Raw genomic sequence first — 12,834 nt, forward strand, 5'->3', positions numbered from 1 at the left:
CGCCGACCTCGCCGGCCGGACCATCGTGCTCGACCCCGGCCACAACCCGGGCAACGTCGCCCACCCCGCCGAGATCAACCGTCAGGTGGACATCGGCAACGCCCGCAAGGAGTGCGACACCACCGGCACCGAGACCAACGCCGGCTACACCGAGGCCGACTACACCCTGGACGTCTCCCGCCGGGCCCGCGCCCTGCTGACCGCCCGGGGCGCCAAGGTGGTGCTGGTGCAGGACGGCGACCGCCCCTGGGGCCCGTGCATCGACGAGCGCGCCCGGGCGGGCGCCGACGCGCACGCCGACGTCGCGCTCTCGGTGCACGGCGACGGCGGCCCGGCGCGCGGCAGCGGCTTCCACGTGATCATGCCCGCCAAGGTCGTCGCCGGGAAGGCGGACAACTCCGCGATCGTCGAACCCTCGCACCGGCTCGGCCTGCTCCTGCGCGAGCGCTTCCACGCCGCGACCGGTGAGCCGTACGCGGACTACATCGCCAAGGACGGCCTGGACGTCCGCTCCGACCTGGGCGGACTCAACCTCTCGACCGTCCCCAAGGTGTTCATCGAGTGCGGTAACATGCGCAACTCCGCGGACGCCGGACGGATGACGGACCCTCAGTGGCGCCAGCAGGCCGCCCAGGGGATCGCCGACGCGCTGACCGCGTTCCTGACCACGCGTTGAGGCCCCGCCTTACGCCTGGGACGGGGCGCGGCACGGGAGTTGGAACCCGCAGGCCGGAGGGACGGAACCCCTCCCGGCCCGCACGGTTTGCAACGACTTCGACCCATTCCCGGTCCCGCCGTGCACCGGCGGGACCGTTGGGCCTAGGCTTCTGGTCCGTTCGGGAGTTTCGGCCGGTCAGCCCGACCGCGCGAACCACCGTCCACGACACGTCAACGAGGGGAACGTAAGTGAATCTGCGCGCTCTCACCAGGGGAGACGCCGCCGTCGCAGGCGCGGCCGTCCTGCTCTTCATCGCCTCCTTCCTGCCGTACTGGACCTGTTCCGGACGGTACTGCGGCCCGAACAGCTCGCAGAACGCGTGGAGCACCCAGCTGTTCCCCATCCTGCCCTCCATCTACCTGCTGGGCATCGCCGCCGCCGTCCTGATCCTGGTGCAGCGCTTCCAGGGCGCGGCCGCGGCCAACCGCCAGGTGCTCGGCCTGCGGCTGGACCAGTGGGGCATCGCGTTCTCCGTCGCGGCGCTGTGGACCTCGGTCTGGGCGCTGGGCGGCGGCGCGAGCAGCTTCGAGGGCCTCGGCATCAGCCACGGCTTCGGCGCCTGGCTCGGCCTCATCTCGCTGCTCGTGCTGGCCGGTGCGGCCGCCGCGAGCCCGCTGCTGCCCGCGCTGAAGGCCCCGCTGGTCACCGACCGCCCGGCCGTCCCGTACCAGGGCGGCTACCCGGTGCCGGGCCAGCCCGGCCACCCGGGCGCTCCCGGTCAGCCCGGCTACGGTTACCCGACCCAGGGCCACGACCCGGCGTTCGGCGCCCAGCCGGCCGCCGGCTACGGCTACCCGGCCGCCGGCCAGCCGCAGCCCGGTCAGCCCGGTCAGCCGCTCCAGCCCGGTCCGGTGCAGGACGCCGCCGCTCCGGCCCCGGCCCCGGTCGCCCAGCAGCCGCAGCCGGCCGCCCCTGCGGCGGACTTCCAGCCGTTCTGGTTCGCCGTGCCCGCCCCGCGCCAGCTGGCCCCGAAGGACAACCCGGCCGGCGCCCCGGTCGGCGAGGTCGTGCCGGGCACCTGGTACCTGGCCGTCGAGCAGCGCGGCACCGCGCTGGTCGCCCAGCTGCAGGACGGCACCCAGGGCGTGCTGGCCGACGTCTCGGACATCCAGCGCGGCTGACACCTGCGCGTACGGAGAAGGGGCGGGACCGGTGATCCGGTCCCGCCCCTTCCGTGTGCGTCGGGCCGTCAGCAGCAGTCCTGGACCACCAGCCCGGCGGGCAGCTGCTCCCCGCCGAAGACCGCGACCGTGGCCGGGTCCCCGCCGAGCGCGGCCACCGCGAGCAGCAGCGCCCCGGCCGTCCAGGTGGTGCGCTCCTCGGGCCAGATCGCGTCGTCCTCGAAGACGTACCCGGTCCAGTACGCGCCGTCCTCGTGCCGCAGGTGCTTCTGGATCCAGCGTAGGATGTCCACCGCGCGGTCGGACTGCCCGATCGCCCAGAGCGCGAGGGCCAGTTCGGCGCTCTCGCCGCCGGTCACCCAGGGCCGGTCGCTGACGCAGCGCACGCCGAGGCCGGGCACGACGAAGCGGTCCCAGTCCCGTTCGATCCGCGCCAGCGCCGCCTCGCCGCGCAGGCCGGTGCCGAGCACCGGGTAGTACCAGTCCATCGAGTAGCGGTCCTTGTCGAGGAACCGCTCGGGGTGGTGGGCGATGGCGTGCCGCAGCCGGCCGGCCGCGAGCTCCCAGTCGGGCTGCGGCTCCTCCAGGTAGTCGGCGATCGCCAGGCCGCAGCGCAGCGCGTGCAGGATGCTGGACGAGCCGGTGAGCAGCGCCTCCTCGGTGGCGGTGCCGTCCTCGTCGACCCGCCAGGCGATCGGGCCGCCGGGCAGCCGCAGCGCGACGATGAAGTCCAGCGCCCGCCGGACCACCGGCCAGATCCACTCCAGGAAGGCGTCGTCGCCGGTGCTGAGGTGGTGGTGCCAGACCCCGACCGCGATGTACGCGCAGAAGTTGCTCTCCTTGGCCCGGTCGGTGACCGCGCCGTCGGTGTAGGCGGCGTACCAGGAGCCGTCCGGGTTCTGCCGGGCGGCGAGCCAGCGGTAGGCGGCCTCGGCGGCGGCGTGCTCGCCGGCGGTGTCGAGGGCCATCGCGGCCTCGGTGTGGTCCCAGGGGTCGAGGTGGTGCCCGGCGAACCACGGTATGGCGCCGTCGGGGCGCTGTTCCGCCAGGATGCTGCGGACGGTGCAGGCCGCCTGCTCGGCGTCCAGCACCCCGTCGAGCAGCAGCACCTCGGGGACGGCGGCGGTCATGCGCCCGCCCGCCGCGGCTTCGAGGCGTACGCCACGAAGCTCTTGCCGATGACCGGGTTGAGCGCCTTCTCGGCGGCCTTGGTGAGGGTGCTGATCACCGGGGTGCCGACGATGTCCCAGACCAGCAGCTGGTGGTAGGCCTTGACCGGCAGCGCCTTGTCGTTGTCCACGCCGACCGCGCACTTGATCCACCAGTACGGCGAGTGCAGCGCGTGCGCGTGGTGGGTGCCGTACGGTTCCAGGCCGGCGTCCTTGAGCTTGCCGAGCAGTTCGTCGCCCCGGTAGATCCGGATGTGCCCGCCCTCGACCTCGTGGTACTCGTCGGACAGCGCCCAGCAGATCTTCTCGGGCAGCCAGCGCGGCACGGTGACGGCGAGCAGTCCGCCCGGCTTGAGGACGCGGAACATCTCCTTGAGCACGCCCCGGTCGTCCGGTATGTGCTCCATCACCTCAGAGATGATGATCTTGTCGAAGTACTCGTCCTCGAACGGCAGCGCCAGCGCGTTGCCCTCCATCGCGACCGCCGACGCGCCCTCGGGGGCCTCGCCGGCCTGCTCCATGGCCGCGAACCACTTCTTGACCTCGGCGATCTCCTCGGCGTTCTGGTCCAGGGCGATCACCTCGGCACCGCGGCGGTAGCACTCGAACGCGTGCCGGCCCCCGCCGCAGCCCAGGTCGAGCACCCGGTCGCCGGGGGCGAGCGGGAAGCGCGAGAAATCGACGGTCAGCACTACAGGGCTCCCATTCCTATTGCTACCAAGCGCTCTTGACGCTCCGTCAGCGCTTCAGCGCCTCCGTCGGCGCTTCCGTCGGCGCTTCCGTCAGCGCCTTCTTCAGGCCACGCGTCCGGTCGCCCGGGGCGCGCCGCTCAAGAGCACGTCACTCAGGGCACGTAGCGCCAGCCCGGCCCGGAGCGGGCCCTCGCACCGGCGCCGGTGGCGATCGCCGCGCGGTACGCCTCGGCGGTCAGCTCGGCGGCCCGCTCCCAGGTGAACCGGGCCAGCACCCGCTCGCGTCCGGCCGCGCCGAGCTCGGCGCGCAGCGCCGGGTCGTCCAGCAGCCGGCCGAGCGCGCCGGCCAGCGGGTCCGCCTCCCCCGGCGGCACGGCCAGGCAGGTCTCACCGTCCGGCCCGGCCACCTCGGGGATCGCCCCGCCGGTGGTGGCGACCAGCGGGGTGCCGGTGGCCATCGCCTCGGCGGCGGGCAGCGAGAAGCCCTCGTACAGCGACGGGACGCAGGCCACCTCGGCCGAGCGGTACAGGTCGACCAGCTCCCCGTCGGTCAGACCGGTGCGGAACTCGATGTGCTCCGCCAGCCCGAAGCGGCGCACCGCCTCGGCCACCGGCCCGTCCTCCTTCTGCGGCTTGCCGACCACCACCAGGTGCGCGTCCCGCTCGGTGCGGACCTTGGCCAGCGCCTCGACCAGGAACACCAGGCCCTTGAGCGGCACGTCCGCGCTGGAGGTGGTGACGATCCGGCCGGGGACGCGCGCGATCTCCGCCGAGGGGGACCACAGCCGGGTGTCGGCGCCGATCGGGACCACCGAGATCGCGCCGGGCGCGGCGCCCAGGTGCTCGGCGATCTCGCGCTGCGAGGTGCCGGAGACGGTGATCACGTGGTCCAGCCGGGCGGCGACCCTGCGCTGCATCCGGGTGAAGGCGTACCAGCGGCGCAGCGAGAGCCGCTTGAGCCGGGTGTCGGCCGCGTCCAGCTCCAACTGCCGGTCCACGGTGATCGGGTGATGGATCGTGGTGACCAGCGGGAAGCCGTGCCGGGCCAGACCCAGCAGGCCGTAGCCGAGGGTCTGGTTGTCGTGCACCACGTCGTAGCGGCCCTTGTGCCGGGCCAGGTACTGCCGGGCGCGCAGCGAGAAGGTGAGCGGCTCGGGGAAGCCGCCGGTGCGCATGGTGGCGAACTCCAGCACGTCCACCGGGCCGCGGAACTCGCCGCGGGCGGGGGTGCGGAACGGGTCGTCGGCGCGGTAGAGGTCCAGACTGGGCAGCTCGACCAGGCGCACCGAGCCGGGGCCGTCGACCTCGTCCAGCACCGGGAACGGCTGGGCGCCGATCACGTCCACGTGGTGGCCGAGCCTGGCCAGCTCACGGGAGAGGTGCCGTACGTACACGCCCTGACCGCCGCAGAACGGGTCCCCGCGGTACGACAGCAGGGCAATCCGCAGCGGCTGCGCGGTCATCCTGGGCCCTCATCTCTGGCTGCTGGCTGTGCTGCCGGTGGTGTGCACCGGTCGCTAAAGTAGATCAGGTTTCAGTGGCTGTGGAACTCGTCATCGGCCATGTGAACAATGAGAGACCTCGAAGATACCGGCCCGTAGCTTTCGCGCAGGAACCAGGGCTGGTGATTCCCGCCACGCCGATCCCGTCGACGGCGTGTCGACCTTGTGGAGCACTCCGCCGACCATCCGCCCCGGGAGCCCCCTTGCCGTCGCCGACCACGCCCGCGAGCCCGTCCGCGCGTCCGTCCGTGAGCCCGTCCGCGGGCCCGTCCGCGAGCCCCGCCTCCCCGCCGCCGGGCGAACCGCCGCTGACCGCGCGCCAGGCCGAGCGACGGCGGCGGATCCTGCGGGCCGCCACCGCGCTGGCCGCCCGCGGCGGGTACGAGGCGGTGCAGATGCGGGAGGTCGCGGAGAGCGCGCAGGTCGCCCTCGGGACGCTGTACCGGTACTTCCCGTCCAAGGTGCACCTGCTGGTCGCGGTCATGCTGGAGCAGCTCCAGGGGCTCCAGGAGCACATCCGGCGGCACCCGCCGACCGACCGGGAGCCGGCCCTGCGGGTCGCCGACGCGCTCACCCGGGCCTTCCACGCCCTCCAGCGGGAGCCGCTGCTGGCCGAGGCGATGGTGCGGGCGCTCAGCTTCGCCGACCGCTCGGTCGGCGCCGAGGTGGACCGGGTCAGCGTGGCCACCGGGCAGCTCATCCTGGACGCGATCGGCCAGTCCGGCCCGCCCAGCGAGAGCCAGCGGGCGGCCGTCCGGGTGATCGAGCACACCTGGCACTCGGCCCTGGTCGCCTGGCTCTCCGGACGCGCCTCGATCGCCGAGGTCCGGGCCGACCTGCACACCGCGGCCCGGCTGCTCTCCCTGCCCTGACCGTGCGCCCGGCCCCTTGTGATTGGAACCTGTTCCTGCTCCGTCCGGACCGCCCGGCACGGTCCGGCGGCTAGAGTCGACGGGCAGCACAACTCCATCCCGCTCCTCCCCCGGGGAAAGCCGGTGCGAATCCGGCGCTGACCCCGCAACCGTGAGCCCGGCCGTCCCGGCCCGGGTGAGTCGGAGCACCCGGGGAGGGGCGAGCGGCCAGTCCGGACGCCCGCGCCCGGCACCGTCGAGGACTACGGAAGGGCCCCGCCCGGGCCACACCGCTCACCGAAAGGCACACCCGCACCATGCTCACCGCCGCCCGCCTGGGCGCCGCCGCCCTGTCCGCCGCGCTGCTCGCCGGCGTCGCCGCCGGACCGGCCCTCGCCGACGTCCCCGCGCCCACCATCCCGGACGGCCTGTACGGCAAGAGCGACCCGACGTACGACGGCGTCTGGCGGCAGTCCCTGGCGCTCACCGCGCTGACGGCGGCCAAGGTCACCCCGGCCGACTCCGCGGTCGCGTGGCTCACCGGGCAGCAGTGCGAGGACGGCGGCTGGCCCTCCTACCGGGCCGCGGGCGCCGCCTGCGACGCCAAGTTCGAGGACAGCAACGCCACCGCCGTCGCCATCCAGGCCCTGGTCGCCCTCGGCGGGCACCAGGAGGCCGTCGACAAGGGCGTGCAGTGGCTCAAGGCCAGCCAGAACACCGACGGCAGCTGGCCGTACAACCCCGGCAACCCCGGCGACGCCAACTCCACCGGGCTCGCCGTCAACGCGCTGTTCGCCGCCAGGACCGACCCGGCGAGCGTCGCCAAGCCCTCGGGTGGGAAGAACGCCTTCGACGGCCTCGCCCACTTCCAGCTCGGCTGCGCCGCCCCCGCCGACCAGCGCGGCGCCTTCGCCTACCAGCCGGACGCCGCCACCGGCGCCCTCGCCCCCAACTCCCTGGCCAGCGCCCAGGCCGCCCTCGCCGCGGCGGGCGGGCACCTGCCGGTCACCACCACGGTGCGGGCCGACACCAAGCCCAAGGCCCTCGCCTGCTCCGACGGCTCCGCCCCCACCACCGTCCCGCACGCCGAGGCGGGCGAGGCCGCCGGCGACTACCTCACCGGCCAACTCGCGGCGGGCGGCGAGCACCTGACCCTCACCACCCCGGGCGCCGAGCCGAAGCCCGACTTCACCGCCACCGCCTGGGCCGCCCTCGCCCTCACCCAGAGCGGGCACCCCGACCAGACCTACGGCGTCGTCGACTGGCTGGAGCAGCAGGGCTCCACCTGGACCAAGAACGGCACCGACGCCGGCGCCACCGCCACCCTCCTGCTGGTCACCCAGGCCACCCAGCGCGACACCACCGACCTCACCCACCAGCTGACCGCCCTCGGCCCGGCACCGAAGGCCACCGCCTCGGCCTCGCCGGAGGCGTCGCACTCGGCCGAGAAGAAGGGGGGCGGCTTCGGCCAGTACTGGGTGATCATCGTCGGGCTCCTCATCGGCATCGGCGGCGGTCTGCTCCTCAGCCTCCAGCGCAAGCGCAACCCCAACCTCTGATGCGCCCCGCATCCTCCTCTTCCCGGCTTCGCTCGCTGTTCCTTCCCCTGTTCGGCGCGGTCCTGCTGCTCTCCGCCGCCGTCGCCTCGCCCGCGCAGGCGGCCGGCGGGTACCGGTACTGGTCGTTCTGGCGCGGGGCCGAGGGCGGGAGCTGGGCGTACCAGCAGCAGGGCCCCGCGGTCTCCGTCCCGCCGGACGGCGCGGTGGACGGCTGGCGTTTCGCGGTCAGCCCCGACGGCGGGCAGGACGCCGCGAAGCCGCGCACGCAGGCGGGCTTCGACGTGATCTGTGCGGACACTCCGGCTCAGGACGGGCACAAGCGGGTGGCCGTCCTGCTGGACTTCGGGACCGCCGAGGACGCCGGGGCGTCCGGCGCGGACGCCGGGTCGTCCGCCGCGCAGCCGCCCGAGCAGCGGACGGTCTGCGCCAGCGTCACCCCGCGCGCCACCTCCGCCGAGGTGCTGGCCGCCGTCGCCCCGCCGCTGCGGTACGACACCAACGGCCTGCTGTGCGCCATCGCCGGCTACCCGAAGGCGGGCTGCGCCGAGCAGTTGGGCGCCGGTGGTGGTGCCGGTCCCGGCGCCGGGACCGCCGAGCACGACAGCGGCCCGAACGTCGGCCTGATCGCCGGCGGTGCGCTGGTCGCCGTCCTCGCCGGCGGCGCCGTCTGGCAGGCGCGCCGCCGCCGCAACCCCTGAACCCAACCCAGGACAGATCCGGATCCGTGAGCAGCACCGTCGCCCGTAGCACCCGACCGCCCACCGGCCCCCGCCAACTGCACCCCGGGGCCTGGTGGTTGTGGGCGCTCGGGCTGGGCGCGGCGGCGACCCGCACCACCAACCCGGCCATCCTGCTGCTGCTCGCCGCGACCGCCGGATACGTGGTCGCGGCCCGGCGCGGCGACGCGCCCTGGTCGCGGTCGTACGGGGCGTTCCTGCGCCTGGGACTGCTGGTGCTCGGCATCCGGCTGATCTTCGCCGTGCTGCTCGGCTCGCCGATCCCCGGCACCCACGTGCTGTTCACGCTGCCCGAAGTCCCGCTCCCCGCCTGGGCGCAGGGCGTGCGGATCGGCGGGCGGGTCACCGTCGAGGGACTGCTGTCGGCGCTGTACGACGGGCTGCGGCTGGCCACCCTGCTGATCTGCGTCGGCGCCGCCAACTCCCTGGCCAGCCCGGCCCGGCTGCTGCGCGCCCTGCCCGGCGCGCTCTACGAGGCGGGCGTGGCCGTGGTGGTGGCGATGACCTTCGCGCCGAACCTGGTCGCCGACGTCCGACGGCTGCGCGCCGCACGCCGTCTGCGCGGCCGCAACGACAAGGGCATCGCGGCCGTGCTGAGCGTCGGACTGCCCGTGCTGGAGGGCGCGTTGGAGCGGTCCATCGCGCTGGCGGCGGCCATGGACACCCGGGGTTTCGGCCGCACCGCCGACGTCCCGCGCCCGCTCGCCCGGGCGACCGCCGCGCTCACCCTGGCCGGACTGCTCGGGGTCTGCCTGGCGGCGTACGGGCTGCTGACCGCAGGGGGCGCCGGCTGGGCACTGCCCGTCCTGCTGCTCGGGCTGGCCGCCGCCTTCACCGGACTGTTTCTCGGCAGCCGACGATCCGTCAGAACTCGCTACCGGCCTGACCCTTGGGCGCTTCCCGAGTGGCTGACCGCAGGGTCCGGCGTCGCCGTGGCCGCGCTCACCATCCACCTCTCGGGCAGCGACCCGGCGGCCTTCGCCCCCACCGTCGTCCCGCCGACCGTCCCCGTGCTGCCACTGGCCGCCGTGCTGACCGTACTCCTCGGCCTGGTACCGGCGTTCGCCGCCCCGACCCCGCCCCGGAGGGCATCGTGATCACCTTCGAGCAGGTCTCCGTACGGTACGCGGACTCCGCCGCACCCGCGCTCAGCGGCGTCGACCTCACCGTCCCCGAGGGCGAACTCTGCCTGCTGGTGGGCCCGTCGGGCTCCGGCAAGTCCACCCTGCTGGGGACGGTCAGCGGCCTGGTGCCGCACTTCACCGGCGGCGTGCTGCACGGCCGGGTCACCGTCGACGGCCGGGACACCCGCGAGCACCGGCCGCGCGACCTCGCCGACCTGGTCGGCACGGTGGGCCAGGACCCACTGGCGCAGTTCGTCACCGACACCGTCGAGGACGAACTCGCGTACGGCATGGAGTCCTTGGGCCTGCCGGGCGACGTCATGCGCCGCCGGGTCGAGGAGACCCTCGACCTGCTCGGCCTCGCCGACCTGCGCGACCGTTCGCTCAGCTCCCTCTCCGGCGGCCAGCAGCAGCGCGTCGCGATCGGCTCGGTGCTCACGGTGCACCCGCGCGTGCTGGTCCTGGACGAACCCACCTCGGCGCTCGACCCGGGCGCGGCCGAGGAGGTGCTGGCCGTGCTGCAACGGCTGGTGCACGACCTCGGCACCACCGTACTGATGGCCGAGCACCGGCTGGAGCGGGTCGTCCAGTACGCCGACCAGGTGCTGCTGCTCACCCCCGACGCGGCGCCCGTACTGGGCGAGCCGGCCGAGGTGATGGCGCACTCGCCCGTGCACCCGCCGGTGGTCGGCCTCGGGCGGCTCGCGGGGTGGCGGCCGCTGCCGCTGTCCGTCCGCGACGCCCGACGCAAGGCGGCGTCCCTGCGTGCGTCGCTGGACGGCCGGGTGCCCGCTGCCGCCGTCGCTTCTGGGGCTGCCCCGATCGCCGTTTCCTCCCGCCTCGCCGTCCGGCGCGGCCCCGTCCAGGCCCTGCGCGGGGTGGACCTCACCCTTCGGCCTTCTGAGATCACCGCACTGATGGGCCGCAACGGCGCCGGCAAGTCCACCCTCCTCGGCAGCCTGGTCGGCCTGCACGCCCCCGCCTCCGGCAGCGTCACCGTCGGCGGCCGCACCCCGCACCGCACCCGGCCCGCCGAACTGATACGCCAGGTCGGCCTCGTCCCACAGGACCCGCGCGACCTGCTGTACGGCGAGTCGGTCGCCGCCGAATGCGCGGCGGCGGACGCGGACGCGGGCGCTGTCGCGGGCACCTGCCGCGCCCTGGTCGAACGCCTGCTACCCGGCATCGCCGACGACACCCACCCCCGCGACCTCTCCGAGGGCCAGCGGCTCACCCTGGCCCTCGCCGTCGTGCTCACCGCCCGGCCCCCGCTGCTGCTCCTCGACGAGCCGACGCGGGGCCTGGACTATGCGGCCAAGGCCCGGCTGGTGGAGATCCTGCGCTCGTTGGCGGCCGAGGGCCACGCCGTCCTGCTGGCCACCCACGACGTCGAGCTCGCCGCCGAACTCGCCCACCGCACGGTGATCCTGGCCGAGGGCGAGATCGTCGCGGACGGCCCGACGGCGGAGGTCGTCGTCTCCTCGCCGGCGTTCGCCCCACAGGTCGCCAAGGTGCTCGCGCCGGGGCCGTGGCTCACCGTCGGGCAGGTCGCGGAGGCGCTGGGCGCATGAGCAACCGTCCCGTACCGCTGGGGCGCCGGTCGATCTTGGCGCTCCTGTCGGTCTCCTTCGTCGGCGTGGCCGCCTTCGGCTGGCCGCTGCTCGCGTCCACCAAGTCGGCGCTGGTCGGCCACTCCGCCGACGCCCCCTGGCTGTTCGCGCTGCTCCTTCCCCTCCTCCTGGCCGTCGTCATCGCCCAGATCTCCGAGGGCCGCTCGGCGGGTGGCGGGGCGCCTGGGCTGGACGCCAAGTCCGTGGCCCTGCTGGGCGTCCTGGCGGCGGCGGGTGCGGCGTTGCGCCCGCTCGGCGCGGGCACCGCAGGCCTGGAGCCGATGTTCTTCCTGATGGTCCTCTCCGGCCGGGTACTCGGCCCGGGCTTCGGCTTCGTACTCGGCTCGCTGTCGATGTTCGCCTCCGCGCTGCTGACGGGCGGGGTCGGACCGTGGCTGCCGTTCCAGATGCTCGCCATGGGCTGGGTCTGCCTCGGCGCGGGCCTGCTGCCGGGCGCTTCAACCTTGCGCGGCCGCCGCGAACTCTTTCTCCTAGCCACCTACGGCGCGTTCTCTGCCGTGTTGTACGGCACGATCATGAACCTCCAAGGCTGGCCGTACATCGGCGGCATGGCCGGCTCCATCTCCTTCGTCCCCGGTGATCCGCTACCCGCCAACCTGGTCCGCTTCGCCGCCTACTGCCTGACCACGTCGCTCGGTTGGGACCTCCCCCGCGCTGCGCTGACCGTCGTCCTCTGCTTCACCCTCGGCACCCCAGTCCTGCGCGCCCTGCGCCGCACGACGCGGCGGGCCGCCTTCGACACCCCGGTCACCTTCCGCCCGCCGAATCACTAAGGCACGCATCACACACCTGCCCGGCGAAGGCCACGGGCCGCCCACACATCCCGTCCCGCCCAGGACATTCATGCCGACGCGGCCCACCCACCGCGCTGCGTGCCGCTGGAACAGCCGGGACTTTCGCGATCCGCGCCGCCACGATCGCCCCCACGCTGTGCGTGACCTTCTCCGGCAACGGCGCCGCGATGATGCCCATCAAGGCACTTCGGGACCAGCCCTGCGCCAACAGCCCCTCCACCCGCGCGGCCTGGTCACAGAGCGGCTTCCCCGCCAACGCCATCCTCGGTTCCCTGAGCCCGAGTTCAAGCAGCAACGCCATGCCGGCCGTCAACTTTTCGGAGGGACGGACGGAAGGGATTTCCACTTCCTTCGCCCTCACTTCCTTGGAAGGGCTTCCCGCCCTCCCGCCGCCTGGCACCCCAGCTCCAGGCACCCCGGCGGCCGGAGACACGGGAAGCGGCGGCACGGCATGAACCGCCTTCCCCACCACCGGCACTTCGTGCACCGAGACGACCGTCCGAACCTGCCCCGTCACCGGATCCCGCAACGTCCGCCGAACGTAATGCCCCGCCGCCTCCAGTTCCCGCAGCGCCCGAGAAACGGTCGCCCGCCCCTCCACACTCTTCGCCGCGAGGGTACGGACGTCTTCACGCGCCCCATCCGGCAAGCTGAGCAGGTAGCTCAATAGTCCCCGCGCCGCCCAACTCAGCGAGTGCTTACGGACGACGTGGCCATTGTCCAGGATCGTGTACCCGGGGGCATGCTGAGGGATACGATGGATCTGCATCTGGAGTTCTCTCTCCTGGTGCCATACCCCGGGGTGTTAGCCGCACCGCCGGGGATCACTTTTTTGCTCACGCGCCGAGCGCCCCTACGGACACCCGGCATCGCAATATTCACCGTAATGCCGTAACAACGCCTCAATCCCCCACTCACATCACTCATTAGGGCGGC

The 12,834-nt window shown here is 73.9% G+C and carries 12 protein-coding genes and 1 riboswitch; of the genes, 8 read left to right on the forward strand and 4 right to left on the reverse strand.

What is annotated here, in order from left to right:
• A partial coding sequence (locus J0670_RS02620) for an N-acetylmuramoyl-L-alanine amidase (protein ID WP_207809163.1) occupies positions 1-676 on the forward strand: 676 nt, incomplete at its 5' end.
• 230 nt (positions 677-906) lie between these two features.
• Complete coding sequence (locus tag J0670_RS02625; protein WP_207809165.1) at positions 907-1,839, forward strand: hypothetical protein; 933 nt, start codon at positions 907-909, stop codon at positions 1,837-1,839.
• A gap of 68 nt (positions 1,840-1,907) precedes the next feature.
• Here the strand turns inward: J0670_RS02625 and J0670_RS02630 are convergent, their stop codons facing one another.
• The 3 genes from J0670_RS02630 to J0670_RS02640 all read right to left on the reverse strand — a co-directional run bounded on the left by J0670_RS02630 (position 1,908) and on the right by J0670_RS02640 (position 5,163).
• Complete coding sequence (locus tag J0670_RS02630; protein ID WP_207809166.1) at positions 1,908-2,969, reverse strand: prenyltransferase; 1,062 nt, start codon at positions 2,967-2,969, stop codon at positions 1,908-1,910.
• The gene (locus J0670_RS02635; protein WP_207809168.1) at positions 2,966-3,700 is read right to left on the reverse strand and encodes a class I SAM-dependent methyltransferase; all 735 of its coding nucleotides are present in this window, start codon (positions 3,698-3,700) and stop codon (positions 2,966-2,968) included. The genes J0670_RS02630 and J0670_RS02635 overlap by 4 nt, the downstream gene beginning before the upstream one ends.
• A gap of 152 nt (positions 3,701-3,852) precedes the next feature.
• Complete coding sequence (locus J0670_RS02640) at positions 3,853-5,163, reverse strand: glycosyltransferase family 4 protein (protein WP_207809169.1); 1,311 nt, start codon at positions 5,161-5,163, stop codon at positions 3,853-3,855.
• 287 nt (positions 5,164-5,450) lie between these two features.
• Between J0670_RS02640 and J0670_RS02645 the strand changes: the two genes are divergently transcribed.
• From J0670_RS02645 to J0670_RS02670, 6 genes are all read left to right on the forward strand, one after another.
• Positions 5,451-6,074, forward strand: coding sequence for a TetR family transcriptional regulator (locus tag J0670_RS02645; protein WP_307806352.1), 624 nt, complete (start codon positions 5,451-5,453; stop codon positions 6,072-6,074).
• A gap of 113 nt (positions 6,075-6,187) precedes the next feature.
• A riboswitch (cobalamin riboswitch) is annotated at positions 6,188-6,265 on the forward strand.
• 105 nt (positions 6,266-6,370) lie between these two features.
• On the forward strand, positions 6,371-7,612 hold the full coding sequence (locus tag J0670_RS39805) for a prenyltransferase/squalene oxidase repeat-containing protein (protein ID WP_207809173.1): 1,242 nt from the start codon (positions 6,371-6,373) through the stop codon (positions 7,610-7,612).
• Positions 7,612-8,310, forward strand: coding sequence for an SCO2322 family protein (locus tag J0670_RS02655; RefSeq protein WP_207809174.1), 699 nt, complete (start codon positions 7,612-7,614; stop codon positions 8,308-8,310). The genes J0670_RS39805 and J0670_RS02655 overlap by 1 nt, the downstream gene beginning before the upstream one ends.
• A 26-nt stretch (positions 8,311-8,336) precedes the next feature.
• Entirely contained in the window at positions 8,337-9,446 is a 1,110-nt protein-coding gene (locus J0670_RS02660) for a CbiQ family ECF transporter T component (protein WP_207809177.1), read from the forward strand.
• Entirely contained in the window at positions 9,443-11,044 is a 1,602-nt protein-coding gene (locus tag J0670_RS02665) for an ABC transporter ATP-binding protein (RefSeq protein WP_207809178.1), read from the forward strand. The genes J0670_RS02660 and J0670_RS02665 overlap by 4 nt, the downstream gene beginning before the upstream one ends.
• The gene (locus J0670_RS02670; RefSeq protein WP_207809181.1) at positions 11,041-11,877 is read left to right on the forward strand and encodes an ECF transporter S component; all 837 of its coding nucleotides are present in this window, start codon (positions 11,041-11,043) and stop codon (positions 11,875-11,877) included. The genes J0670_RS02665 and J0670_RS02670 overlap by 4 nt, the downstream gene beginning before the upstream one ends.
• Here J0670_RS02670 and J0670_RS02675 read toward each other — a convergent pair.
• Positions 11,852-12,667 (reverse strand): helix-turn-helix domain-containing protein, encoded by an 816-nt coding sequence (locus J0670_RS02675; protein ID WP_207809182.1) that lies wholly within the window; start codon positions 12,665-12,667, stop codon positions 11,852-11,854. The genes J0670_RS02670 and J0670_RS02675 overlap by 26 nt on opposite strands.
• Positions 12,668-12,834 lie beyond the last annotated feature (167 nt).

The sequence above is a fragment of the Streptomyces sp. FH025 genome (assembly GCF_017427025.1).
GTDB lineage: Bacteria > Actinomycetota > Actinomycetes > Streptomycetales > Streptomycetaceae > Kitasatospora.